The sequence below is a fragment of the Microbacterium sp. genome (genome assembly GCF_047972865.1).
Classification (GTDB): Bacteria; Actinomycetota; Actinomycetes; order Actinomycetales; family Microbacteriaceae; genus Microbacterium.
Genome location: NZ_JBKEAY010000211.1, coordinates 1 through 24,256 on the forward strand (window position 1 = coordinate 1; position 24,256 = coordinate 24,256).

The 24,256-nt window shown below is 71.7% G+C and carries 19 protein-coding genes and 1 pseudogene; 8 read left to right on the forward strand and 12 right to left on the reverse strand.

Annotated elements, in window-relative coordinates; genetic code table 11:
* Positions 1–2,776: preprotein translocase subunit SecA (gene secA / locus ACK5KK_RS12710; protein WP_416890451.1), on the reverse strand; the 2,776-nt coding region annotated here is incomplete at its 3' end.
* A gap of 139 nt (positions 2,777–2,915) precedes the next feature.
* Here secA and ACK5KK_RS12715 point away from each other — a divergent pair.
* Entirely contained in the window at positions 2,916–4,223 is a 1,308-nt protein-coding gene (locus tag ACK5KK_RS12715) for a hypothetical protein (protein ID WP_416890452.1), read from the forward strand.
* Positions 4,224–4,332: 109 nt separating this feature from the next.
* On the opposite strand, the pseudogene hpf reads toward ACK5KK_RS12715, so the two are convergent.
* The 5 genes and pseudogenes from hpf to mtrA all read right to left on the reverse strand — a co-directional run.
* Positions 4,333–4,992 (reverse strand): annotated as a pseudogene (gene hpf, locus ACK5KK_RS12720) (ribosome hibernation-promoting factor, HPF/YfiA family); the annotation flags it as partial.
* Between the two features lie 91 nt (positions 4,993–5,083).
* The gene (locus tag ACK5KK_RS12725) at positions 5,084–5,731 is read right to left on the reverse strand and encodes a ComF family protein (protein WP_416890453.1); all 648 of its coding nucleotides are present in this window, start codon (positions 5,729–5,731) and stop codon (positions 5,084–5,086) included.
* A gap of 88 nt (positions 5,732–5,819) precedes the next feature.
* Positions 5,820–7,511, reverse strand: coding sequence for an LpqB family beta-propeller domain-containing protein (locus ACK5KK_RS12730; RefSeq protein ID WP_416890454.1), 1,692 nt, complete (start codon positions 7,509–7,511; stop codon positions 5,820–5,822).
* A complete protein-coding gene (mtrB, locus tag ACK5KK_RS12735) occupies positions 7,508–9,181 on the reverse strand; it encodes an MtrAB system histidine kinase MtrB (RefSeq protein WP_416890455.1) in 1,674 nt (557 codons plus the stop codon). The genes ACK5KK_RS12730 and mtrB overlap by 4 nt, the downstream gene beginning before the upstream one ends.
* Before the next feature lie 19 nt (positions 9,182–9,200).
* Positions 9,201–9,881, reverse strand: a complete 681-nt coding sequence (gene mtrA, locus ACK5KK_RS12740; RefSeq protein WP_416890456.1) for an MtrAB system response regulator MtrA — start codon at positions 9,879–9,881, stop codon at positions 9,201–9,203.
* Positions 9,882–10,051: 170 nt separating this feature from the next.
* On the opposite strand from mtrA, the gene ACK5KK_RS12745 reads away from it, so the two are divergent.
* The 5 genes from ACK5KK_RS12745 to ACK5KK_RS12765 all read left to right on the forward strand — a co-directional run bounded on the left by ACK5KK_RS12745 (position 10,052) and on the right by ACK5KK_RS12765 (position 15,520).
* Complete coding sequence (locus tag ACK5KK_RS12745; protein ID WP_416890457.1) at positions 10,052–11,356, forward strand: glycerophosphoryl diester phosphodiesterase membrane domain-containing protein; 1,305 nt, start codon at positions 10,052–10,054, stop codon at positions 11,354–11,356.
* Entirely contained in the window at positions 11,353–12,003 is a 651-nt protein-coding gene (locus tag ACK5KK_RS12750) for a DUF4129 domain-containing protein (RefSeq protein WP_416890458.1), read from the forward strand. Before ACK5KK_RS12745 ends, ACK5KK_RS12750 begins: the two co-directional genes overlap by 4 nt.
* Complete coding sequence (locus ACK5KK_RS12755; protein WP_416890459.1) at positions 12,000–13,181, forward strand: DUF4350 domain-containing protein; 1,182 nt, start codon at positions 12,000–12,002, stop codon at positions 13,179–13,181. Before ACK5KK_RS12750 ends, ACK5KK_RS12755 begins: the two co-directional genes overlap by 4 nt.
* Positions 13,182–13,250: 69 nt before the next feature.
* Complete coding sequence (locus ACK5KK_RS12760) at positions 13,251–14,216, forward strand: AAA family ATPase (RefSeq protein ID WP_416890460.1); 966 nt, start codon at positions 13,251–13,253, stop codon at positions 14,214–14,216.
* A 2-nt stretch (positions 14,217–14,218) separates the two neighbouring features.
* Positions 14,219–15,520 carry a DUF58 domain-containing protein gene (locus tag ACK5KK_RS12765; RefSeq protein ID WP_416890461.1) on the forward strand — a complete coding sequence of 434 codons (1,302 nt, stop codon included), beginning with the start codon at positions 14,219–14,221 and terminating at the stop codon, positions 15,518–15,520.
* A gap of 22 nt (positions 15,521–15,542) precedes the next feature.
* Here the strand turns inward: ACK5KK_RS12765 and ACK5KK_RS12770 are convergent, their stop codons facing one another.
* Positions 15,543–16,538 carry a stage II sporulation protein M gene (locus tag ACK5KK_RS12770; RefSeq protein WP_416890462.1) on the reverse strand — a complete coding sequence of 332 codons (996 nt, stop codon included), beginning with the start codon at positions 16,536–16,538 and terminating at the stop codon, positions 15,543–15,545.
* Positions 16,539–16,554: 16 nt separating this feature from the next.
* Here ACK5KK_RS12770 and ACK5KK_RS12775 point away from each other — a divergent pair, with 16 nt between their 5' ends.
* Positions 16,555–17,418, forward strand: coding sequence for an RDD family protein (locus tag ACK5KK_RS12775; protein ID WP_416890463.1), 864 nt, complete (start codon positions 16,555–16,557; stop codon positions 17,416–17,418).
* A gap of 7 nt (positions 17,419–17,425) precedes the next feature.
* Here ACK5KK_RS12775 and ACK5KK_RS12780 read toward each other — a convergent pair whose 3' ends face one another.
* Complete coding sequence (locus ACK5KK_RS12780; protein WP_416890464.1) at positions 17,426–17,632, reverse strand: DUF3499 family protein; 207 nt, start codon at positions 17,630–17,632, stop codon at positions 17,426–17,428.
* A 197-nt stretch (positions 17,633–17,829) separates the two neighbouring features.
* On the opposite strand from ACK5KK_RS12780, the gene ACK5KK_RS12785 reads away from it, so the two are divergent.
* On the forward strand, positions 17,830–18,258 hold the full coding sequence (locus ACK5KK_RS12785) for a metallopeptidase family protein (RefSeq protein WP_416890465.1): 429 nt from the start codon (positions 17,830–17,832) through the stop codon (positions 18,256–18,258).
* An 11-nt stretch (positions 18,259–18,269) separates the two neighbouring features.
* On the opposite strand, the gene ACK5KK_RS12790 is transcribed toward ACK5KK_RS12785, so the two are convergent.
* The 4 genes from ACK5KK_RS12790 to manA form a co-directional block, all read right to left on the reverse strand.
* A complete protein-coding gene (locus ACK5KK_RS12790; RefSeq protein WP_416890466.1) occupies positions 18,270–19,682 on the reverse strand; it encodes a DUF5719 family protein in 1,413 nt (470 codons plus the stop codon).
* Entirely contained in the window at positions 19,679–22,507 is a 2,829-nt protein-coding gene (locus ACK5KK_RS12795) for a glycosyltransferase (RefSeq protein ID WP_416890467.1), read from the reverse strand. Before ACK5KK_RS12795 ends, ACK5KK_RS12790 begins: the two co-directional genes overlap by 4 nt.
* A gap of 67 nt (positions 22,508–22,574) precedes the next feature.
* Positions 22,575–22,895, reverse strand: coding sequence for a WhiB family transcriptional regulator (locus tag ACK5KK_RS12800; protein WP_416890468.1), 321 nt, complete (start codon positions 22,893–22,895; stop codon positions 22,575–22,577).
* Positions 22,896–23,045: 150 nt separating this feature from the next.
* On the reverse strand, positions 23,046–24,197 hold the full coding sequence (manA, locus tag ACK5KK_RS12805; RefSeq protein ID WP_416890469.1) for a mannose-6-phosphate isomerase, class I: 1,152 nt from the start codon (positions 24,195–24,197) through the stop codon (positions 23,046–23,048).
* Positions 24,198–24,256 lie beyond the last annotated feature (59 nt).

Genomic DNA, 24,256 nt, shown 5'->3' on the forward strand with positions numbered 1-24,256 from the left:
CGGCGCGGCGCTCGGCCCGGTTCACCGGCGCCGCACCGTCGGTGCGCTGCCCGAAGGCCCCGCGCGCCGCCGGCGCGGCTGGCGCGGCCGGCTCGGTGGGAGCGGCGGCACGCGCCGCCGACTGACGTACCTTGCTCGTGGCCGCCTGCTGCACCTGGCCGCGCTCGTTGCGCACCTCGACCTCACCGGCATCGTTGGCAGCCGTGTACTGCAACCGCTGCGCATCGACGGTCGGTGCGGTGAGACCCTTGGCCTCCACCTGACCCTCGTCGGACTGGCGTACCTCGACCTCGAGGTTGTAGAGGAAGCCGACCGACTCCTCCTTGATCTGGTCCATCATCGCCTGGAACATCTGATAGCCCTCGCGCTGGTACTCGATCAACGGGTCGCGCTGCGCCATCGCGCGCAGGCCGATGCCGTCCTTGAGGTAGTCCATCTCGTAGAGGTGGTCCCGCCAGCGACGGTCGAGCACCTGCAGCACGACGCGACGTTCCAGTTCGCGCATCGCGGGCGCCCCGAGCTTGTCCTCCCGCGTGGCGTAGGCGATCTCGGCATCCGACGTGATCTCGCGCTTGAGCCCCTCCGTGGTGACCCGCCCCTTGCTGCCGCTCTCGGCGACGACCTCGTCGATCGTGACCCCCACCGGGTAGAGCGTCTTCAGCTCGGTCCACAGCGCGTCGAAGTCCCAGCTCTCGTTGTGGCCGGTGCCGGTGTGGTCGTCGATCACCTGACCGACCGCATCCTCGATGAAGTGATGCACGCGCTCGGAAAGGTCGTCGCCCTCGAGCATGTGACGGCGGTCGGCGTAGATCGCCTCGCGCTGCCGGTTGAGCACGTCGTCGTACTTGAGGACGTTTTTGCGGATCTCGGCGTTGCGCGACTCGACCTGGCCCTGCGCGCTCTTGATCGCCCGCGAGACCATCGACGACTCGATCGCGACGTCGTCGGGGAGATTGGTGCGCGCGATGATGGCCTCCGCGGCACCCGACTGGAACAACCGCATCAGGTCGTCGGTCAGCGAGAGATAGAACCGGCTCTCGCCCGGGTCGCCCTGACGACCCGAACGCCCGCGGAGCTGATTGTCGATGCGACGCGACTCGTGACGTTCGGTGCCCAGCACGTATAGGCCACCGACGTCGACGACCTTGGCCGCCTCCTCGGCCACACGTTCGCGTACCTGCGTGTACACCTCGTCCCACGCCGCCTCGTACTCGTCCGGAGTTTCGACCGGGTCGAGCCCTTTGGCCTTCATCTCCTGCACCGCCATGAACTCCGCGTTACCGCCGAGCATGATATCGGTGCCGCGGCCGGCCATGTTGGTAGCGACGGTCACGGCGCCCAGGCGCCCCGCGCGGGCGACGATCTCGGCTTCCCGCGCGTGGTTCTTGGCGTTGAGAACCTCGTGCTTGATGCCCTTCTTGGCCAGCAGGCGCGACAGGTGCTCGCTCTTTTCGACGCTGACCGTTCCCACCAGCACCGGCTGACCGGCCTCGTGGCGACCGGCGATGTCTTCGACGACCTGGGTGAATTTCGCGGTCTCGTTCTTGTAGACGAGGTCGGACATGTCCTTGCGGATCATGGGCTTGTTGGTCGGGATCGGGACGACGCCGAGCTTGTAGGTCGACATGAACTCGGCGGCCTCGGTCTCGGCGGTACCGGTCATGCCGGCGAGCTTGTCGTAGAGCCGGAAGTAGTTCTGCAGCGTGACGGTCGCCAGCGTCTGGTTCTCGGCCTTCACCGGAACGGCTTCCTTGGCCTCGATGGCCTGGTGGATGCCCTCGTTGTAGCGGCGTCCGACCAGGATGCGGCCGGTGTGCTCGTCGACGATCATGACCTCGTCGTTCATGACGACGTAATCGGTGTCGCGCTTGAACAGCGCCAGGGCCTTGATCGAGTTGTTGAGGAACGAGATCAGCGGCGTGTTGGCCGATTCGTACAGATTGTCGATGCCGAGGTAGTCCTCGACCTTCTCGATGCCCGGTTCGAGCACACCGACGGTGCGCTTCTTCTCGTCGACCTCGTAGTCGACGCTGGGTTCCAGTGTGCGTGCGATCTTCGCGAACTCGACGAACCAGCGGTTTGCCTCGCCCGAGGACGGACCCGAGATGATGTGGGGGGTGCGTGCTTCGTCGATGAGGATCGAGTCGACCTCGTCGACGATCGCGAACTCGTGGCCGCGCTGGACCAGATCGGTCTTGTTCCACGCCATGTTGTCGCGGAGATAGTCGAAGCCGAACTCATTGTTGGTGCCGTAGGTGATGTCGGCGTTGTACTGCTCGCGGCGCACCTGCGGGGTCTGGCCCGACACGATCGTCCCGGTGGTCATTCCCAGCGCCCGGTAGACGCGGCCCATCAGTTCGGACTGGTAGCCGGCGAGGAAGTCGTTGACGGTGATCACGTGCACCCCGCGGGCGGGGATCGCGTTGAGGTAGACCGCGAACGTCGCCGTGAGGGTCTTGCCCTCGCCGGTTTTCATCTCGGCGATGTTGCCGAGGTGCAGGGCGGCTCCCCCCATGACCTGAACGTCGTAGGGACGCTGACCCAGCGTTCGTTTGGCCGCCTCGCGGACGGCGGCGAAGGCCTCCGGCATGAGCTTGTCGAGGGTCTCCCCCGCCTCGTAGCGGGCGCGCAGCTCCGTCGTCTCGCCGCGCAACTCCTCGTCGGTGAGGTGCCCGTACTCCTCTTCGAGCGCGTTGACCGCCTTGGCGACCTGTTTCAGGCGCCGCAGGACGCGCCCTTCGCCGGCGCGAAGCAGTTTCTCGAGGGGATTGGCCACGAAGTTCTCCTCATGTCAGGTGCCGTCGTCGGTCGGACAGGCACGCCCGCGCGCGCAGGCACACGTAGCCATGTTATCCGTCCGTGACCTGTGTAACACCGGAACGCGGCGGCGGCGAGGCGGAGCCTAGAATCGTGACATGGCCGGTTTCTGGGGCAAGCGCAAACGAGAACGCGAACAGCGCGTAGCGGAAGACACCGAACTGAGCACGCAGGCCCGTACCGTGCTCATCGAGGCCGATGAGCGCATCCGCACGACCTCCGACGAACTCGCCTACGCGGAGATCGAGCTGGGACACGAGGCCACCGAGCCCCTCCGCGAGGCCCTCGCGGCCGTGCGCACTCACCTGGCCGAGGCGTTCCACCTGCACCAGCTCAACCACGACGACATCCCCGACACACCCGAAGAGCTCCGCACCCGCAATGCGCGCATCGTGCAACTGTGCGAGTGGGCCGAAGACCTGCTGGACGACCGCACCGAAGCGCTCGCCGCACCCATCGCCCGCGCGCGTCGCGCTCCCGAGATCATCGACGGCATCCAGCGCGACGTGGCGCGGATGCGCGAACGGATTCCCGAGCTCGAGGCCACCCTCACCCGGCTGAGCGCACGCTACTCCGCCACCGCGCTCCACAAGATCGACGGGAACCCGGCCGAGGCCGCTCAACTGCTCGACTTCGCCGAACACGGCGCAGACGTCTCCACCCGCCGGCGCGGCGACGGTCAACGCGAGCAGGCCAATCTGGCCCTGGAGACCGCGATCGAGGCGACGCGACGCGCGAACACCCTGGTCGAGGCCGTGGACACCTACGAGATCGAGGCGCTGCGCGCCGAGACGACACTCGCCGCGATCGTCGACGACTCCCGGGAGGACCTCGTCGCCGCGCGCCCGTTCCTGTCGAGCCCGGCTGTCGCACGCGCCGCCGCCGAACTCGACACGGCGCTGGGGACGCTGACGCCCGCCGGTGACCGGCCCGATCCGTTCACGGAGCTGACCGGGCTCCGCGCAGCCAACGCGGCACTGGACACGGCGGTCCAGGCGGCCCGCGAGCGCGCGTCGCGCCCCGTGATCCCCGAGGCGCACGTGCGGCACGCCGTCGACGACGCCGACCGTCAGCTCGGTGTCGCCCGCAGCGTCATCGCCGGTCACCGCGGCTGGATCGGGGCCGACGCACGCACCCGGCTCGCGGAGGCCGAGCGCATCCGGCTCGATCTGCCCGCCGGCCCCGTCGGCGAAGACGACCGGGAGCGGGTTCTGGCCGACGCGCGCCGCTGCGGCCAGCTCGCCGCCGAGGCGCTGCAGCTGGCTCAGCGCGACATCGACTCCTCGCGGCCCGACCAGGGGTGGGGCGGCGGCCGAGGCGGCTACGGCGGCGGCGGGAACGGACTGGCCGGCGGCATCCTCGGCGGCCTCGTGATCGGCAGCATCCTGGACGGCATCTTCGACTGACGCACCCCCGAACCGCGAGACGACAGTCGCCGGTTCGAGACAGCGCGTCATGCGGGTCGTCTCGACGACGCGGCTGTCGTCTCGCGGGGCAGGTGCGGTCAGGGCGTGAGGACGCCAGCTCCTCCTCGGGGGCCGCCGTCGTGGTCAGCGAGATCACCCCGTAGTCCCAGCCCTTGCGTCGGTAGACCACGCTGGGGCGGTCGGTACGGACGTCGATGAACAGGAAGAAGTCGTGCCCGACCAGCTCCATGCGGTCCACGGCCTCTTCGACCGACATCCACTCGGCGTCGAACTCTTTCGTGCGGATGACGACGGGGGTGTAGCCCTCCTCGTCCTCGTTGCCGGTGATGAGCGGGATCTCGCCGGTGGACACGGCGCGGATCATGTCCGCGGTCGCCGGCTTGACGTCGATCCCGGTGATGGTGCCGCTGCCCTTCTCGAGCTTCGCACCCCGGGGGTGGTTACGCAGATCGACGCGCTTGTCCTTGGCGCGACGCAACTGCTCGGCGAGTTTGTCGACGGCCAGATCGAGAGCGGCGAACTTGTCGCCGTCCACCGCCTCGGCCCGGACGATCGGGCCCTTGCCGGTGAGAGTCAACTCCACCGTCTCCTCCTCGCGCCTGCCGTTGTGGTACGCGCGGTGGGTGACCTTGACATCGAGCCGCTGCGCCCGGGGGGCGAGATGCTCGACGCGGGCGGACTTCTCCTCGGTGACGGCGCGAAAACGATCCGAAATGCTCACGCCCACGCCGACGATGCTGGTTTCCATCCCTGACCTCCTTATTCCGGTCCACCCGGTCAAGGGCGGACCTTCGAGTCGCCTCATGTTCCCCCCACGCTAGCCCCGCAGACCGGTCCTGTCACCGATGAATCACCGATGAGTCGCCGATGCGATCAGTGCGCACGGTCGCCGCCACCGTGGCCGCCCCGACGACCTCGGCACCGGCGGCGCGAAGCGCGCGCGCCGCCTCGTCGAGGGTCGCCCCCGTCGTCACGACATCGTCGACGATCACGACGCGGGCGCCGCGGATGCGCACCGCCTCGAGGCTTCCTGCGACGTTCTCGGCGCGCTCACGGCGCCGCAGACCCCGCTGGTCGGCGGTCGACCGCACCGACCGGAGCACACGGGCGGGCCGCAGCCCGCCGCGTCGCGCCAGCAGTTCGGCGACCGCGTGCCCGCGCCGGCGCAGTGCCGCCCGGGACGACGGCACCGCGACCACGACCGCGTCGTCGCACACGACCGTCGCCAGCGCCTCGCCGAGGGGACGCGCCAGCGCGGTACGTCCCTCCTCCTTGAACGCGCGCAGAACGCGCGCCACGACCCCCGTGAACACGGCGGCGCTGTGCACCTCCAGCCCGGAGGGAAGCCGGCGGACCTGCCGCGCACCCACCAAGCGGTCACGGCACCCGGCGCACAGTTCCACGTCGGGCTCGTCGCAGCCCGCGCACGACACCGGGAAGACGAGCGCCAGCGCCTGCGACAACGCCGGGGGCAGTCGAACGGTCATGCCGCCAGGATTCCGGCCCGCGGTCGGCCGCGGGCACACCGAAGCACGCCCGTGGGAAACGCGGGTGACGATCGAGGGTGTGGAGGAGTCAGCGGGGCAGGCCGCGCGGCATCCCCAGCACCGACACCTCGGCCTTCTCCAGGCTCCAGGAGCCGCTCACCTGCTGGTAGAGGTCGCCGGTCGCGGTGAGCAGCCGCACCGACCCGGTTTGATTTCCGCCCGCGACCGCGACCACCTCAGCGGGGACGCGCCACCGGTCCCCCGTGCCCCCGAATCCCTGCTCGGTCACGACCGCTTCCGAATCGGTCATGGTCACCGCGACCACACGCGACGATCCGAGCCACGACAGCGCGACGCCGTCGCCGTCGAGCGTCGCCATCACCGTGCGGTCACCCAGTTCGACCGGCGCACCCTCGTCGTCACGCGCGATCGCCGACACCCAGACCGCGTACCGTTCGCCATCACGCACGAGTGCCGCCACCCGCGCCCCATCGCGCGACACGCGCATCGCGGCGATCCTAGTCGCGCCGGGCCACGCCCCCTCCACGCGACGGGGCGCACCCGCCGCGTCATACGCCACGACCGCCGCGGGATCGTCCGTGGGAACGGACCACACCCACCCCCACGTGTCCAGAGTCGGTGGGATCAGTCCGGGTCGATCGTCGAGCTGCCACGTCTGCCCGCCGTCGGCGGAGACCCGCACGACCGTTCCGTCGGCGGTGCGCACGGCGGCATCCCGCCCCTCGGCATCGATCTCAACAGCGGTCGGTTCGTGGGCGCTGACCGCGGCGGACAGCTCGCCGATCGGTTCCACCTCGTCGACGGAGAGGAAGCCGAACTCGCCGCCGGCGCTCACCAACGCGCGGGAATCGACCCGCGTGCTGCGCGTCTGGACGCCCGTGGCCGGGAGCAGGGCACCGTCCACGACCATCTCGACACCCTGGACGCCCGCGGTGGCCAGGCTCGCCGTCAACTGCGTCTGCATGCGGTCCAGCACGCGCTGGTCGAGGTCCAGCGCGCCCGATTGCAGTGCCACCTCGGCGACACCGGAACGCTCCGGCACTGCGGAGCGCTCCAGCCGAGCCGCATCCGTGAACGCAGTGCGCACGGCGTCGGCCAGCGCCGGGCTGGGCCCGCCGTCCACGAGAGCGACGGCGATGCTGGTGGCCGAGTTCGTCACCGGGAACCACCGTACGTCGGGGACGAGGTACTCGCCGCTCGGGTCGAAGAACATCAACGAGTAGGCGGCGAACACCGACGCGAACCGGTTCGCGTCGAGCACGATGCCGTCCGGCGCCGCGGTGATCCGCCACTGTCCGTCGTCGTCCTCCGCCAACCGGTACGACAGCGAGACGTCGCGATCGGACGCGACCGTGTACACGCCGGACGCGTCCACGGTCGCTTCCGTCGTGACCGTGAGCTCGAACTCGGCCTCGCCTGCCCGACGCACCGCGGACCGCGTGCCGGGGGTGTACACGATCACCCCCGTCCCGGGCTGCCACTGGTCCTGATAGTCCGTGGCGAGGAACTCCCGCGCGATGCGCCAGTTGTCCCGCGAACCGGATGCGGCCAGAATGAACCCCTCGACGATCTGCTCCGGCGTGGCCTCCGGGGAGGGGCCGTCCGGCACGAACGAGAAGTCCGGCTGAGCGCGGTCATCGTCGGCGATCGGTCCGCCCGCCGTGACCGGGCCGCTCACCGGCAGCCCCGCGCACGCCGTGAGCAGCACCACCAGCAGGGCCCCGACCATCGCCGTGACGGCGGCGCGACGGGCACTCACGATTCCCGTCCGTTCACGGGGGCCGGAAGGATGACGCTGGCCGCGAGACCGAGATCCTCCAGCGGCCCGCTGTCCCCGGGGCCGGTGGGCACCGGGAAGGACCCGCCGGTGCCGGCCGGTCCCCGCGGCAGCGTCAGCACGAAGTTGGTGCCGCGGCCCGGCTCGGACCACACCTCGATCGCCCCGCCGTGCAGGCGCGCGTCACCGAGCGCGATCGACAGCCCCAGCCCGGTGCCGCCGATCGTCCGTTTCCGCGACGGGTCGGCGCGCCAGAACCGATCGAACACCCGGTCGACCTGCTCCGCATCCATCCCCAGGCCGAAGTCACGCACCCCCAGCCCGACGGCGCGGGAATCGCTGTCGACGGTCACCACGATCGGACGGCCCTCACTGTGCTCGATGGCGTTGCCGAGCAGATTGCGCACGATGCGCCGCACCCGGCGCGGATCCATGTCCACGGTGGAATACCCTCCCGGCGCGACCAGCCGCACGTCGGTCCCGTGCTGCTCGGCCAGCTGCCCCATCGAGGCGATCACGTCCTCCGCGAGATGGGCGAGGCTGGTCGCTTCGAGGTCCAGCTGCACCGATCCGGCGTCGTAGCGGCTGATCTCCAGGAGGTCGGTCAGCAACGTCTCGAACCGCTGCACCTGCTCGTGAAGCAGTTCGGCCGCTCGCGCCGTCGCCGGATCGAACGTCTCGCGCTTGTCGTGGAGCATGTCACTGGCGAGGCGGATCGTGGTCAGCGGGGTGCGCAGTTCGTGCGACACATCCGACACGAAACGCTGCTGCACGAGCGAGAGCTCCGCGAGCTCTTTGATCTGCGACTCGATGCTGTCGGCCATCGCGTTGAAGGACCGGCTGAGTGTCGCGAACTCGTCCTCACCGACCACCGGGATCCGCACCGCGAGGTCGCCGCCGGCCAACTGGGCGCTCGTCTCGGCGGTCTGCGCGATCGGCGCGGTCACCGACCGCAGCACGAACCAGAGGATGGCCCCGATGAGCACCGCGAGCGCGACCCCCACCGTCCACAACGTGACCTGCACGAACTGCAGCGTCTGCGACTCCGACTCGAGGTCGTACGCCACATACAGCTCGTACGCGCCGACCTCCGGGAAACTCAGCTGCTGCCCCACCACGACCCCGGGGATGGTCGAACCGTCCTCGGTCGTGATGGCGATCGACTGCCACCACTGCTGTTCGTCGTCACGGCGCACCGTGTCGCGCAGACCGTCGGTGAGCTGCCCCATCCGCCAACGGCCCTGCTCGAAGTCCTGCGGGGCGATCGCCGACGGCTCCCCCGAGATGCGGAACATCGCGATCGTGTCGCTGGCGGCCTGCCGCGAGATCGAATCCTTGACCGCGGTCATCAGCCGGTCCAGCTCCGCCGGGTCGCCCTCGGGAACCGCGGCATCCAGCAGCGCCTGCGCGGACACCGTGGCACGCCCCGCAGCCTCCTTGACCTGGGTGACCCGGGAATCGAAGAGGTCGTTCTGAATCGCCAGCGCCATCCACACGACCGCCACGACGATCGTCACCACGGTCAGACCGAGCGTGACCACCATCGTGCGAAACCGCAGCGAGCGCCGCCAGGAATACACGATGCGATCCCGCCAGCGCCGCCACGGCCCACTCGCGACGACGGGGTGGGCGGCGGAGGTCGCGTCGGTCACCGTGCGCCTCCGGTCGGGCTCACGCCACCGCGCCGGCGCGGTACCCGACACCGCGGACGGTCGTCACGATGCGGGGGTTCTCGGCGTCGAGCTCGACCTTCGCGCGCAGCCGCTGCACGTGCACGTTCACCAGTCTGGTGTCGGCCTTGTAGTGGTAGCCCCACACCTGCTCCAGGAGCATCTCACGCGAGAACACCTGCTGCGGCTTGGATGCCAGCGCCACCAGCAGCTCGAACTCCAGCGGCGTCAGCATGATGACCTCGTCGCCGCGTCGCACCTCGTGCGCCGATACGTCGATGATGAGGTCGCCGATGCGGAGGACCTCGCTGTCGGCGGTGGCGACCGGCCGCAAGCGGGTGCGGATGCGCGCCACGAGCTCTTTGGGGTTGAACGGCTTGACGATGTAGTCGTCGGCGCCCGATTCCAGTCCGCGCACGACATCGGCCGTATCGGTCCGCGCGGTGAGCATGATGATGGGCACACCGGACTCGGCTCGGATGCGGCTGCAGATCTCGATCCCGTCCATCCCCGGGAGCATGAGGTCCAGCAGCACCAGATCGGGGTGCTCGGCCCGCCACATGTCCACGGCCGCCGCCCCGTCGGCGCAGAACACGGGCTCGAACCCCTCCGTGCGCAACACGATGCCGACCATCTCGGCCAGTGCCGTGTCGTCGTCGACGACGAGGATGCGGGAAGCCATATGACCCACTCGTTCTTCGGGTACCGATGCGGGCGCCCACAGCGCGCCCGACCCCAGCGTAACCGACACCCAGCGGCGGCGGCGGGAGCCCGCGCACACGTTCCCCGATCGCCCCTCCGGCCCATGTGTCACGATAGAACCACCCCCATGAGAGCAAGAGGGAGCGCTCCGTGACGACTTACCCGGCCTGGAAACCGGCGACACGACCCGGGATCATTCCGTTACGTCCACTCGGTTTCGGCACGATCCTCGGGCGGTCGTTCACCGCGCTGCGCCAGAACCCCAAGGTGCTGCTCGGGTTCGCCCTCCCGGTCACCGCCGCGACGGCGATCCTGACGTTCGCCGCGATCACGGGGCTGGCCATCTTCGCGATCTCGCGCGTGGCGACGATGTCGCCGGGGTCGCCGGACTACGACGCAGTTGCGGCCGGCTCGGTCGCCCTCGTGGTCGTGGGTTCGGTCATCCTCTCGATCGCGGGCACCGCGGTGGGGGTCGTCGTCCAGGCGGTGGTCGTCAACGAAGTCGCCCACGCCGCCGTCTCCGAACGGATGTCGCTGCGCCGACTGTGGGTCCGGGTGCGCCCGGTGGCTTGGCGGATCATCGGATACGCGCTGATGCTGCTCACCGCGATCACCATCGCGGGGCTCGCCGTGTTCGCTCTGCTCGTCCTGGCCGGCATGGCGATCGGTGTCTGGGTGACGCCGGTGATCGTCATGGTGATCTTGGGGGCGGTCCCGCTCACGCTGTGGCTGACCGTCAAGCTCCTGCTCGTCCCCGCCGTGATGGTCTTGGAACAGACGACCATCCGGCGCGCCGTCGCCCGTTCGTGGACGCTCACGCGCGGGCGCTTCTGGGTGACGCTGGGCGTGTGGCTCATCGTCCAGGTCTCCTTCGCGATCCTGGCCCAGGCGATCTCGACACCGGTGTCCCTGGGGGTCGGGCTGTTCGGGGGTCTGCTCTCACCCACCGGGGAGAACCAGACGGCGGCCGTCATCGGGATGCTCATCTCGCTGCTGATCGTGCAGGTCATCGTCGTGCTCATCCAATCGGTCGCCATCGTGGTCTCCTCGACCGCCACCGCGCTCATCTACATCGACTGCCGGATGCGCCACGAGGGCCTGGACCTGGACCTCCTGGCCTACGTCGACGCGCGCGACGACGGCGTCACCGATCTCCCCGACCCGTACCGGCAGCACATCGGCCGCGTGATCGCACCGCGCACGACCGCTCCACGCCCCGGGTACGCGCCCCCGCCCGCTGGCGCCGCCGCCCCTCCGCCGTACGGCGCGGCCTACCCCCCGCCGTACACTGCCGCCGCTCCCCCCTCGCCCGGACAGGCACCGGCGGGGTACCCGCCGCCGCCCCCGTACCCTGCGGCGGTCGCCACCACGCCGCCGCTGCCAGCCACCACGCCCCCGCCGGCCGAGGAGCCCTCGCCGGACACGCGGTGGACCCCGCCCACGGGGCCGTCGTGAGGACCCTCGCCGCGATCCCCGCATTGACTCCCGACGGCGACGAGGCGCGCGAATGGGCGGAGAAGGAGCTGTCACGGGCGGTGTACCAAGACGCCCAGCCCACGCCGTTCGACCGCGCCGCCCAGGCGGTGGGCGACTTTCTCGGCTCCCTCTTCTCCGGCGATGCCCCGCCCTCGTGGGGTCCGTGGCTGGCGGTCATCGCGATCGCCGTCGTGATCGCCGTCATCGTTTTGGCGATCGTCATCTGGGGCAAGCCGCGCGGTGTCGCCCGCTCCCGCGCGCCCCTGGAGCTGTTCGGCGAGACCGACGAGCGCCCGTCCGAGGAGATCCGCGCCGATGCCCGCGCCGCCGCGGAACGCGGCGACTGGGACAACGCCATCGTGCTGCGCTTCCGTGCACTCGCGCGCGCTCTCGCGGAACGCACCGTGATCGACCCGGAACCGGGAACGACCGTGCACCGGTTCGCCCGCAGCGCCGCCACCGCCTTCCCCGCCGAGCGCGCCGCGCTGGAACGCGGCGCCGACACGTTCGACGATGTGCGCTACCTTCGCCGCCCGGGTACCCCGGACGGCTACCGGAGCGTCGCCGACCTCGATGACCGGCTCGCCCGCGCCACGCCCGCACTGAGCCCCCTGGTCACGGCATGACCGCGACGACCGCGACGCGCACGCGGGAGCGTTCCGCGCTGGCCTGGATCGGGATCGGGCTGGGCATCGTCATCATCGGCGCCGCCGTGGCCGTCTTCTCAAGCCTGGCGCAGATGCCCACGCAGGGGATGCTCGACCCCGACAATCCCGGCGACGACGGCAGCCGGGCCATCACTCAGATCCTCGAGGACCACGGCGTCGCCGTCACCGTCGCCGTCGACCGTGCCGGGCGCGAGGCCGCGGTCGGCGACGGCGCCGACGTCACGCTCGTTGTCGGTGACACCGCGCCGCTGAGCGACCGGGACGTGACCGAGTTGCTCGACTCCGCCGCCGACGTGGTCCTCCTCCGCCCGCAGACGCGGGACGTGCGCCTCGCCTTCGACGCCGCGCCGTCGGGCCTGGCGGAGGGGAGTCCCGTCGCGCCCGGGTGCGCCCTGCCGGATGCCGAGCGCGCCGGGCCGGCCACCGTCGGCACCGTCTACTCCGCCCCCGCCTCCGCCACCCGGTGCTACCCGTCCGGCGACGGCTTCGGGCTCCTCACGGCCGACCGGGGCCGCGGCCGCGTCGTCGCGTTCGACGGCTCCGCCGTCATCACGAACGCGTTCCTCGCCACCGACGGCAACGCCTCCCTCGGGGTGAATCTGCTCGGCCGGCACGCCCGTGTCGTCTGGTACCTGCCGAGCATCGGCGACAGTGCCGACGTCGTCGCTCCACCCACGCTCGCCGAACTCACCCCCGCGTGGGTCACGCCGGCGATCATCCTGCTGCTGCTGTCGGGCATCGCCGCGGCGGTGTGGCGCGGGCGCCGGTTCGGCCCGTTGGTGGCCGAGAACCTGCCCGTCACGGTGCGCACCGCCGAGACGACGGAGGGCCGCGCGCGCCTGTACGCCCGCGCCGCCGACCCGACACACGCCGCCGACCAGGTGCGGATCGGCACGCTCCGCCGCCTCTCCCGCCTGCTCGGACTGGGCCCGGCGGCCTCCGCGACCGAGATCTCCGACGCGGCAGCCGCACGACTCGGTGCCGACGCCGGCATGATCCGCGGCATCCTCCTCACCGACCCGGTGCCCACCGATCGCGACCTGGTCGATCTGGCCGATCGGCTGCGATCCCTGGAGAACACCGTCACCCACGTCGTACGCCCCGACAGACCGCCCACGAACACGAATGGCGCGTAGCGCGCCCGCCGTCGACGACCGACACGAGCCTGCCCGGACGGCCGGCTCCCGACCCGCAAGGAACCCGTCATGACCCACCCGGCCGACACCGATCTGCGATCGGCGATGAACCGCGTCCGCCTCGAAGTCGGCAAAGCCGTCGTCGGGCAAGACGGCGCGGTCACCGGATTGCTGATCGCGCTCCTGGCCCGTGGCCACGTGCTGCTGGAGGGCGTCCCGGGCGTCGCCAAGACGCTGATGGTGCGCGCATTCAGCAGAGCGATCGGTCTGGAGACCACGCGCGTCCAGTTCACGCCCGACCTGATGCCCGGAGACGTCACCGGCTCGCTCGTCTACGACGCGCGCACCGGCGAGTTCGAGTTCCGCGCCGGTCCGGTGTTCACCCACGTCCTGCTCGCCGACGAGATCAACCGCACGCCCCCCAAGACGCAGGCCGCGCTCCTGGAAGCCATGGAAGAGCGGCAGGTGTCCGCCGACGGCGTCACCCGTCCCCTCCCGGAACCGTTCCTGGTCGCCGCGACCCAGAACCCGGTCGAGCACGAGGGCACCTATACGCTCCCCGAAGCACAGCTCGACCGGTTCCTGCTGAAGCTGGTGATCGACCTACCCTCGCGCGAGGGTGAACTGGATGTCCTCCGGCGCCACGCCGACGGCTTCATCCCGCGCGACCTCGACACGGCCGGGGTCCAGCCCACCGTCGGCGCCGAAGAGATCCGTGACGCCCAGCGAGCCGTTGCCGAAGTCACGGCATCCCAGGACGTGCTGGGGTACGTCGTGGACCTCGCCCGCGCCACCCGGCAGGCCCCTTCGGTCCAGCTCGGCGCGAGCCCGCGCGCCTCGACGGCGCTGCTGGCGGCCGCGAAGGCGTGGGCGTGGCTCGGCGGATACCCGGCCATCACCCCGGACCACGTGCAGACGATGCTCGTCCCGACGTGGCGGCACCGGCTGCGGCTGCGGCCCGAAGCGGAACTGGAGGGCGTCTCGGTCGACGCGGTCCTGACCTCCGTGGTCCAGCAGACCCGCGTCCCGATCTGATCATGCACCTGACCGGCCGTCTCGCCCTCGTCATCGGCCTGGGCGTCGTGCCCGTCGTCCTGCTGTCGGCGGCGGGCGTTCCCGCGTGGGCGGTGACCGGCGGATGGCTCGCCCTGTGCGTTCTGGTGGCGGGTGTGGACATCGCGCAGTCCGCCGACCCGAAAGCGGTGCGGGTCGAACGCGACATCCCGGCCCGCGCCCTGCGCGACGAGCGCGTGACCACGCGGCTGCTACTCCACAACACCGGCGCACGGATCCTCCGCGGCCGGGTGCGCGACGGCTGGCAACCCACCGCGGGAGCCCCCTCCGCCCGGCCGCAGGTGACGATCCCGCCCGGCGAGCGCCGCGCGGTCGTCATCCCGCTGCATCCGCGGCGCCGGGGGGAGCTGCGCACCGGGTTCGTGGCCATTCGCACGTTCGGGCCGTTCGGTCTCGCGGGCCGGCAGGCGGCCCTCGAGGCGCCGGGTGCGCTGCGGGTGCTCCCGCCGTTCCGTTCCCGGCGGCACCTGCTCTCGCGGCTCGCCCGGCTGCGCGAGCTCGACGGCAACACCAGCGTGCAGGTGCGTGGGGCCGGGACCGAGTTCGACAGCCTGCGCGAGTACGTCCGCGGGGATGACGTACGTTCCATCGACTGGCGCGCCACCGCCCGCGCCGGCACCACCATGCTGCGCACGTGGCGCCCCGAGCGCGACCGCCACGTCGTCATCGTCATCGACACCGGACGGACCTCGGCGGCCCGCGTGGGCGATGGCGTGCGCCTCGATGCGGCCATGGAGGCCTCGCTGCTCCTGGCCGCGCTCGCCGCGCGCGCCGGCGACCACATCCACCTCATCCTGTTCGACCGCCTCTTGCGTGGCAGGGTGACCCGCACCGACGGCGCGCGACTGCTGCCGGCGATGGTGGAGGCGATGGCCCCGGTGGAACCGCAGCTGATCGACACCGACTGGACCGCCGCGATCGCCCAGATCGCGACGCTGACGTCCCGCCCGTCCCTCGTGGTGTTGCTGACCGCGCAGGACTCCCCGGATGCGGCGCGCGGTTTCCTCGGGTCCTTCGCGGCGATGCGTGGCGACACGCACGTGCTGGTGGGGACGGCCACCGACCTGCGCGAACGACCTCCCGCGGGCGCGGTCGCCGACGACGTGTACCTGGACGCGGCTCAGGAACGGGCGGCGCGCGACGCCGAGCGGGTCGCCGCGGCCGTCCGGCGCGCCAGCGGTGAGGCGATCACGGCGCCCGCGGACGAGTTGCCGCCGCGCGTCGCCGACCGCTCTCTGGCGCTGAAGGCGAACGGGCTGTTGTGAGCGGCGTGACCTCGCGGGTGCGTCAGCCGACGACCAACCGCGGGGTTCCCGCCTCGTACTCGGTCAGGTCGCCGGTCTCCCCCTGCCGGGCCGCGGCGCGCCCGACGACGAGCATGTAGACCAGGAAGGCGGCCAACGCGAGGGTGCCGAGCCCGATCTTGACCGGCCAGGGCCACGGCTGCGCCGTGACGAAGCCCTCGACGATCCCAGCCACGGCCAGGGCGAACACGAGGCCGATGGCCACCGTCGCCAGCGATCGGCCGGCCTCGGCGAGCGCGTGGGCGCGGCTGCGGGGGCCGGGCGCCACCCAGGCCCAGAACACGTGCAGGCCGGCGGCGGCGGCCACGAAGATGCAGGTGAGTTCGAGTTGCCCGTGGGGGGCGATGTACAGCAGGAAGACGTCACCCCGGTCGAACGCGAACAGCACGCCGCCGGCGGTGCCGATCCCCACGGCGTTCTGCATGATGACCATGAGCGGCCACACGCCGGTGATGCCGAACATGACGCACTGCGCGGCGATCCAGGCGTTGTTGGTCCACACCGTGCCCGCGAACACCGCCGCAGGGTTCTCGCTGTAGTACTCCGCGAACTCGGTGTCGGCGTAATGCTCCAGCTGCGCCTGGGGCGCCAGCGCGGCGAGCGCCTGAGCGTCGCGGGAGATCCACACGGCGGCGAGGGTCGCGATGGCGACGAAGGCGACCGCGATCACCAGCGTGGTCCACCGCAGACGGTACAGCGCCGCCGGCAGCTGCAGCACGAAGAAGCGCGGTATCTGGCGCAGGACCGAGTCGGACGTTCCGGTCAGCCGAAGCCGGGCCCGGGCCAGCAGCGTCGACAACCGGTCGCCCTCGATGCTGCGGCCCGCGGATGTCTTGATGTCGGCCAGGTCCGCGGAGGCGGCACGGTAACGCTCGACCAGTTCGTCGGCCTCCGCGCCGGAGAGGCGGCGGACGCGACCGAGCGTGTCGAGTCGTTCCCACTCGGCGCTGCGCGCGGCGGAGAGCGCGTCAAGGTCCATGTGTTTCACTGTACCCATGGTCTCTTCCGTACCCGCATCCGCCGGCGCTCCACCGCTGGCCCAGATCGCCCAGGATGAGATCCTCACCGGCGAAGCCGTCGCCCTCGATGTGCAGCCGGTCGGCTACTTCATGCGCGTGGTCGGCACGGCCATCGACATCGCGGTCTCGATCGGTTTCGCCCTGCTGTTCATCGCCGTCATCCTCTGGGTCGACGAGAGCATCTTCGCCGTCGCGGAAGTGACCACCATCATCGTGATCTCACTGATGGTGTTCATCACGGTCATCCTCCCGACCACGGTCGAGACCGTCACCCGAGGCCGCAGCGTCGGCAAACTCGCCGTCGGCGCCAGGATCGTCCGCACCGACGGCGGGGCATCCGGTTTTCGCCAGGCGTTCATCCGCGCGCTGGTCGGGGTGCTGGAGGTCTGGATGACCTTCGGCGGAATCGCCGGCGTCGTGGGGGCGTTCACGCCGCGATCGCAGCGCCTGGGCGACCTCATCGCCGGAACCTACGCCGAACGCACGCGGGCGCCGCGCCTTCCCCCGCCCGCCGGAGGAATCCCTGCGGCGTTGGCCGGCTGGGCGCAGGTGGCCGACATCGGACCGTTGCCCGACCGACTCGCCCGACGGGCGGGCCAGTTCGTGCGGGGGGCCGCGACGCTGGATCCGCCAGCCCGGGCACGGGCCGCTGAGCGCATCGCAGCCGAGGCGCGCCCATTCGTCTCGCCGGTGCCGCCGGCCGACCCGGAGACGTTCCTGCGCGGTGTGGTCGCGCTGCGGCGCGAGCGCGAGTACGCCGCTTTGACGCTGCAGCAGCAGCGCGTGGACGCGCTGGTGACCGGTACCGCCGATGCGCCCCGGGGGTTCCCGGAGCGCTGAGGCCACGTCAGGTCCGCAGGGTCTCGTGGCGCACCACGATCCAACCCTTGGGCACCGACAACCGGTCGGTGTGCGACGCGCACAGGTCGTGGGCGTGCGGATCGTCGCCGCCCCCCAGCGGCCCGATGGCGGCCATCTGGTCGCCGTAGTCGAAGGTGAGGGTGGTCACCGCTTCCCGGGAACAGCCCACCTTGGAACACAGTCTCTCGCGCATCACGATCACGGTACCGGCGCCGCGGGCCACCGCCGGTACGCCGCGCCGCCGGTCGGGCCACCCCCCGGGTGTTCACCATTCGGTGCCCACCTCCCGACACGCCACTCCCACCCCCGCATCCCTCCCCGCCCGACCGGCCGCGCCGCCTAAGCCGGCCGCGCCGCCTAAGATGGCCTCATGCCTGAGATGTCCTCCTGATGAGGCGCCGCCCTCGTCCGATGGTGCGCTCCCATCGCCCCGGCCGGCACGGGCGGCACGGACGCGAGGGACGCAGCGCCGTCGTGCGGCCGCCGTTGCCGCCCCTGGAGACCCGCGCCGACCGGTTCGAGCTCGCCGTTCGCACGGCGGTCGAGTTCCTGCGTTCGGCTTGGCCGGAACTGCGCGACGTGCAGTTCGACGTGGCGGGCATGCCCGCCGCCACCGACGGCAGTATCCCCCGGTGGCTCGCCGACACCACGCGGGGACGCATCGTCCTGTACCGCCTCCCCATCGAACGGCTCGCGCGGCTGCACCGTCACGACGACATCCATCGCCGCATGCACGTCGAGAGCTGCGTCTTCCGCGCCGCCGCGGAATACCTCGGCCGAGACCCCTGGGATCTCGGGCCGGAGCGATTCCGTTTCTGAGCACCCGCGAGCTACTGGACCAAAACCCGCACCGCCGGTGCCGCCGCATCCGCCGGACTCACCGGGTAGCCGGCGAGCGCCCCGGATGCCGAATAGCCGACGACGGCACGCACCTCGCTCGCGTCGGTCGACAGCGCGTACGCCGCACCGCCGCGCATCCGGATGCCGGTGGCCGCACCGGCCCGCACCGTCACCTCCGTGACCCGGCCCGTACCGGCCTCGGCGATCACCTTCACGACGGCGTCATCGGCACCGTCGTTGGTGATGGCCAGCGTCGGGGAAGGTCCCGGTGCGATCACCGCGAGGCTCGGTACCGTCAGCGGCTCGGCGGCCGTGTACCAGGCGAAGTCGGACCCCTCCCCGAACCCGGTCGCCTCCCATACCGCCGCGACCACAGGAGCGGTCGCTTCGACGCGGACCGTGTACGACCCCAGCGGGAGACCGTCGACCTCGAGCTGTAGCGGAACGGCGGCCGCCAGCGACACCGTGCGTGAGTCGACGACCCGACCGGCCCCGCGTGCCTGCCGGACGACGATGGTCGCCTCCGCCGCCTCCGAGGGAGCCAGCACCCGTACGACCGTGGTCGCGTTGCTCGCGCCCGCCTGTCCGGATGCCCGCGTGACCGTCACCCCTGGAATCACCTGTGTGAGCGCGGGAGGCGCAGTGGCCCCCACGACGTCGACGCCTCCGGGAACCAGCGTCCGCACGATGCTCGTCTGCAACGTGGCGCTGACGGGCGCACCGGTGGCGGTGACCCGGATGCTCGGTGACGACTCGTCGATGCCGAGCGCGGCGAGCGGGATCGCGCGCTGCGTCCCCGCCGGCACGACGATCCCCGCCCCGGCTTCCGGCTCCGTGCGCCCGGCGCCGCCGAACACCGAGACCTCGACCTCTGCGGCGACGTCGCCGGGGTTCGCGAGCAGGAGCAGGTCGGCCGCGCCGGTGTCGCCACTCCCGCCGACGAGCCAGGACTCCAGCCGCGGTGCCGTGCACGCCGAGGCGGCGAAACCGCTGAGGTCCTCGGCGGCCACCCGCGACGAGCCCGCCGCCGCGATGTCCGTCCGCACGCGCTCGACCGGCTCGGCGACGAAGGTCGCCGGTCCGGTCGCGTCGACGACGTCGACGGGATCGAGCAGCACCGGCTCGGTGTCGATGTCGCCGGACGCGGTGCCGACCACGACGTCCTGCGCGGCCGCCGCGGTGAGGCCGGCCGCCTCGGTCGCCTCGCGGCCCAGTGCCAGCAACGATCCGGAGCAGGCCAGCAACGAGGTCGATGGCTCGGGGAGCGCCGTCACCGAGATCGGCGTGCGTTCCACGGCGGGCCACGGTGTCACCACAGCGATCGCCGCAGCGGCCACGACAACGCCGACCGCGACGGTCCGCGCCGCCGCCCGGGCGCCGATGTGCCACCAGTTCACGGTCATCGCCCCCGCCCGCCGCTCAACCCGACGATGCGGGGGGCACGACGGTCCGCCGAACGGCTGTGGGCGGTCGGCAGGGCCAGGAGGATCGCGATCAGCACCGCAGCCGCCTGGAAGATCCCGACAGTCCGGGCCGTGTCGGTGACGTCCGCGGAGGTCCTCCGAGGCACCACGTCATCCGTGACGCGCCACAGCACACGGTCGCCGGTCTCGCCGACATGATCGAGCCCGTCGCGCTGATCGAGCGCGGCCTGCGTCGCCGCCCGGGTCGCCCGTGCGGCATCCGTCTCCGTCTGCGGCGAGGTCAGCACGACGACCCCGATGCCGTGCTCGGCCAGCGCCGCGATGACATCGGAGGCGGAACCGACCGACAGGTCGGCGGTCAGGCGCGCGACCTGGCGATCGACGGTCGTCGGGGCCGTCGCCGCCGAGATCAGTGTCGTCTGCCCGCCGAGAGTCTGCGTTCCTCCCCATACGATCGTCGACGCGAGCGATCCGTCCTGCTGGGGCCGGAGGAGGAAGGTCCCCTCTCCCCGGCCGCCGCTGCCCTCGGCTTCGACGTATGCCGGAAGGGTACTGGCGGGCCCGTTCTGCAGCGCGGCGGTGCCCCGCGTCATCGCCGTCATCGACGGAAGCGCGACGACCGCGATCGCGGTGACGGTGACGACGGCTGCCAGGATGCGGGCGCGTCGCGGCACCGGCACTGCCTGCAGCGCGAGGATCGCCGCCGCCGTCATCCCCGCCCAGGTCAGGCTGAGCGACGGTCCCGGCGAGAGCGAGACCGGTGTCGCCGCGGTCGCCGACAGCACCTGCCCCGCGCCCCACAGCGACGTCGTCACTCCGAGCAGCGCCGTCAACAGCAGCACCCCCGCCACGACGGGCCGATCGGTGTACACGGCCGCTCCCGCGAGGACCGCCAGCGGCACCACCAGCAGCACGACCCACCACGTGGGCGCGTCCGGGCCGACCAGGCTCGCCCAGCCGCCGGGGTCGACGGTCGGAAAACCGGCGGCCCGCGCGGTCCGCTCGAACAGGCCGGTGGGCTGATCGACGGGGGCCGGGACACCCGGGTCGGCCAGCAACGACCACAGGTCGCCCTCGCGGAGCCGGTGCAGGATGAGCGGTGCCCACACGGCAATGCTCGGAACGAGCAGCCAGGCCGTCCTCGCGAGCCCCTGCCCGTGTCGGTACAGCACCGACAGGATCATCGCGACGACCCACAGCAGGACCAGTGCCGGGGCGAGGGAGGGAGCGCAGGCGAGGACGACGAGGGCGCACAGCGAACCCAGTCCCGCGCCCGCCCAGGATCGGTGCGCGACCGCCGCCGCCGAGAAGAGCCAGGGCAGCACGAGGTGGGCGATCACGCCGGCGGGGCGACCGTCGGTGAGGCTCCACAGGAAGGTCGGCGCCAGCGCCCACGCGATGCCCGCCACGGCCCGCAGCCCCCCGCTGGCGGTGAGCCGACTGGCCGCGAACCATCCGCCGAGCGCCGCGAGCGGCAGCGCCAGGATCCAGAGGATGACCAGTGCCCGGGAGGGTTCCCACGGGGACAGCGAACCGAGCACCGCGATGACCCCGGAGAACGGGTCCGCGGGGCCGATCGTGGACCATCCCAGCGGTCGATTGCCGTATGCCGCGTCATTCCACAGCCCGAGCACCGTGGATCGCAGCGGCGCCAGGGCGCCGCCGCCGAGGACCGGCCACGCCAGCAGCGCGGGAAAGGCGGCGACCGAGGCCACCAGGAACGCGAGCACGACCCACGCGCCGCCGCGCGCGAAGAAGTGTGCTTCCTCGCGCCCGTCCGCGGCGCCGCCGCGATCGGCACCGAGCCGCTGTTTCAGCTGTTCCCGCGTGATCCGCAGCGGAGCCAGCTGCGACCAGCCGGTCGCCCGATTCCGGCGGATGCGCGACCGCGACCGCACCGTGGCGTCGGGACGCGCGAACACGACGACGGCGGCGGCCAGGTCGGGGGCGATGCGCAGCGGCCGCTTGGCGACGAGGTCGGCGACCACGCGCCACAACCCCACTGGCAGGATGGCGAGCCACTGCAGTCCGACGACGGCCAGCGGTGCGTAGCTGAGCCGGCGGTGCAGCTGGGCCGCGCGCTCGGCGAAGGCGGCGCGCACCCGGTCGAGGGCGGTGCGCCCGGCGGGCGGAGCGGCGACGGCGTCGTCGGCGACAGCGACGCGCGCGTGGGGGGCGAGTACCACTCGATGGCCCGCGAGCCGCGCACGCACGCCCAGGTCGAGGCCCGCGTCGGCGACCAGCGCCGGGTCGAGGCCGGCCAGGGCTCGCCAGACGTCGGCACGAACCAGCAGTCCGCGCACGTCCGCGCCCAGGACGTCCTCGTTGCCGTCGTGCTGACCCTGATCCAGTTCCCCGGCGGCGAGAACGGCGGCGCGTCCGCCCCGGGTCATCGTGACACCGAACGAGACGATCCTGCTGCGATCGTCCCACCGCACCAGCTTGGGCGCTGCGATCGCCACGGTCGCCGACGCCTCCAATGCCGCCGCCAGTCGCGCCAGCGTCGCCGGCTCGGCGGCCGTGTCCTGGGCGAGCAACCATACCGCGTCGGCATCGATCCGGTCGGCGACGAGCCCGAGGGCACGCCCGTACGTCGTCGCCCGGGGGGCGGTGACGACGTGGTCCACGTCACTGTCGGCGAGCACCCGTGTCACTTCGTCGTCGGAGCCGCACACGACGACGCTGATCGCGTCGACGGGCCGGCGCTGCGCCGCCAGGGCGGCGAGCGTGCGGCTCAGATGCAGGTCGACGGGGACGTGCTCGTCGACGCGGACGACGAGGACGGCTTGGACACGGGCGGGCATGACGGGGTCAGCCTACGGGTGCGCGTGGGGCGGCGCGGCAGGGCGCGCACGTATCCGGGGAATCGCTTCAGCCGGCGCGTCGGCGCAGCTTGCGCCGCTCGCGTTCGCTGAGGCCGCCCCAGATGCCAAACCGCTCGTCGTTCTGGAGGGCGTACTCCAGGCACTCTCCGCGAACGTCACACGTCGAGCAGATCCGCTTCGCGTCGCGCGTGGATCCGCCCTTCTCCGGGAAGAAGGCCTCGGGGTCGGTCTGAGCACAGAGTGCGTCCGACTGCCACGCCAGCGCGGTGTCCTCGTCGCCCTGCACCGGCCGGCGCACCCCGGGCACACCGAGATTGATCGGATCGACGAACCAGTTGTCGGGAACGCCCGAACGGTAACCCGTCATGCCGTTCACCTCTCATCCTTACACCACGTCGGCGACGTGTTCCCCCTATACGACGCCGTTCGGCATCCCCCTAATTACACCGGTGTGATTCGCTCGGGTCAAGTCGCATAGCGTAAAGGCTCAATCCGACATTGAACCTTTACGACACGCTCACGTTTCGGCAACTGCGGCCGAGCCTTCGCCGACCAGGAAGACCTCGCCGCGTCCGCCGACCCGGATCCTATCCTCCGCGTCCGCGTACACGGCACACCCCGGCCGCAGCACGCGCTCGACGCCCCCGGCCGCGACGGTGACCTCCCCGGCGGTGACCACCGCGATCGCCGCCCCGCGCAGGGCCACGTCCCGCGCGTCGCCGTCGATCGCGAGACGCGTGACGAGGAAGTCGGGGACGCCGGGGTCGTACACCGAGTCGGCACCCGCCGTGCGCGGCACCAGGACGGGCGGATCCGCCGGGGCGGTGTCGACGATCGACAGCAGTTCTGCGACGTCGATGTGCTTGGGCGTCAGCCCCCCGCGCAGCACGTTGTCGCTGGCAGCCATCACCTCGACGCCCAGGCCCGCCACGTACGCGTGCAGGACGCCGGCGGCGACGAAGAGCGCTTCGCCGCGCCGCAACCGCACGAGGTTCATCAGCAGCGCCACCACGACACCGGGGTCACGCGGGTAGGCGCGCGCGATCGCACCGAGCGCGGTGAGCTCGGCGGAGAACTCGCCGCCTGCTGCCCTGCCCACGGCGGCGATGATCTCGGCCACCTCCCCCTGCGCGCGGCCGGAGAGCAGCCACCGCACCGTGTCGCGGAGCGCCGTGGCCTCGTCCGGGCCCTGCAGCCGCGCCGCGAGCGCACGGACGCCGGGTGCATCGCCGAGCCCGTCGAGAAGCCGCCGCGTGCGCGCGAGCGGACGCAGCCCCGCGAGGGCCTGGAAACTCTCGCTCACGGCCACGATGAGTTCCGGCTTGTGGTTGGCGTCCCGGTAGGTGCGCTCGGGGGCATCGCGCGGGATGCCCGCCGCGTCTTCCCGCGCGCATCCGCGCTCGGCCTGCGCGCGGGAAGGGTGCGCTTGGATCGACAGCGGCGCCCCGGCGGCGAGCAGCTTCACCAAAAAGGGCAGCGGTGGCCGCCCCGCCTGGGCGCGCACCCGGTCCAGCGTGTCATCACCGCCGTCGACGCGGGAGGGCGAGCCCGGATGATCCCCGAACCACACCTCCGCCTCGGGGGTCCCGCTGGGGCGGCGACCCTCCAGGTCGGCCAGGAGTGTCGTCGACCCCCAGGCATAGTCACGCGGCCGGTTCGATATCGTCACGAGCACACCGTTCAGCGTAGACGAGCACATCTGCGGCGCAGAGGAGCGCGGTAGCCTGA

Excerpts from the sequence above, each read along its gene's own strand:
- ACK5KK_RS12760 (WP_416890460.1), top strand. The coding sequence starts at position 13,251 with ATGACCCACCCGGCCGACACCGATCTGCGATCGGCGATGAACCGCGTC.
- ACK5KK_RS12770 (WP_416890462.1), bottom strand. The coding sequence starts at position 16,538 with ATGGACCTTGACGCGCTCTCCGCCGCGCGCAGCGCCGAGTGGGAACGA.
- ACK5KK_RS12715 (WP_416890452.1), top strand. The coding sequence starts at position 2,916 with ATGGCCGGTTTCTGGGGCAAGCGCAAACGAGAACGCGAACAGCGCGTA.
- ACK5KK_RS12725 (WP_416890453.1), bottom strand. The coding sequence starts at position 5,731 with ATGACCGTTCGACTGCCCCCGGCGTTGTCGCAGGCGCTGGCGCTCGTC.
- ACK5KK_RS12795 (WP_416890467.1), bottom strand. The coding sequence starts at position 22,507 with ATGCCCGCCCGTGTCCAAGCCGTCCTCGTCGTCCGCGTCGACGAGCAC.
- mtrA (WP_416890456.1), bottom strand. The coding sequence starts at position 9,881 with ATGGCTTCCCGCATCCTCGTCGTCGACGACGACACGGCACTGGCCGAG.
- ACK5KK_RS12800 (WP_416890468.1), bottom strand. The coding sequence starts at position 22,895 with ATGACGGGTTACCGTTCGGGCGTTCCCGACAACTGGTTCGTCGATCCG.
- ACK5KK_RS12785 (WP_416890465.1), top strand. The coding sequence starts at position 17,830 with ATGAGGCGCCGCCCTCGTCCGATGGTGCGCTCCCATCGCCCCGGCCGG.
- ACK5KK_RS12765 (WP_416890461.1), top strand. The coding sequence starts at position 14,219 with ATGCACCTGACCGGCCGTCTCGCCCTCGTCATCGGCCTGGGCGTCGTG.
- ACK5KK_RS12780 (WP_416890464.1), bottom strand. The coding sequence starts at position 17,632 with ATGCGCGAGAGACTGTGTTCCAAGGTGGGCTGTTCCCGGGAAGCGGTG.
- ACK5KK_RS12755 (WP_416890459.1), top strand. The coding sequence starts at position 12,000 with ATGACCGCGACGACCGCGACGCGCACGCGGGAGCGTTCCGCGCTGGCC.
- ACK5KK_RS12775 (WP_416890463.1), top strand. The coding sequence starts at position 16,555 with ATGGTCTCTTCCGTACCCGCATCCGCCGGCGCTCCACCGCTGGCCCAG.
- ACK5KK_RS12790 (WP_416890466.1), bottom strand. The coding sequence starts at position 19,682 with ATGACCGTGAACTGGTGGCACATCGGCGCCCGGGCGGCGGCGCGGACC.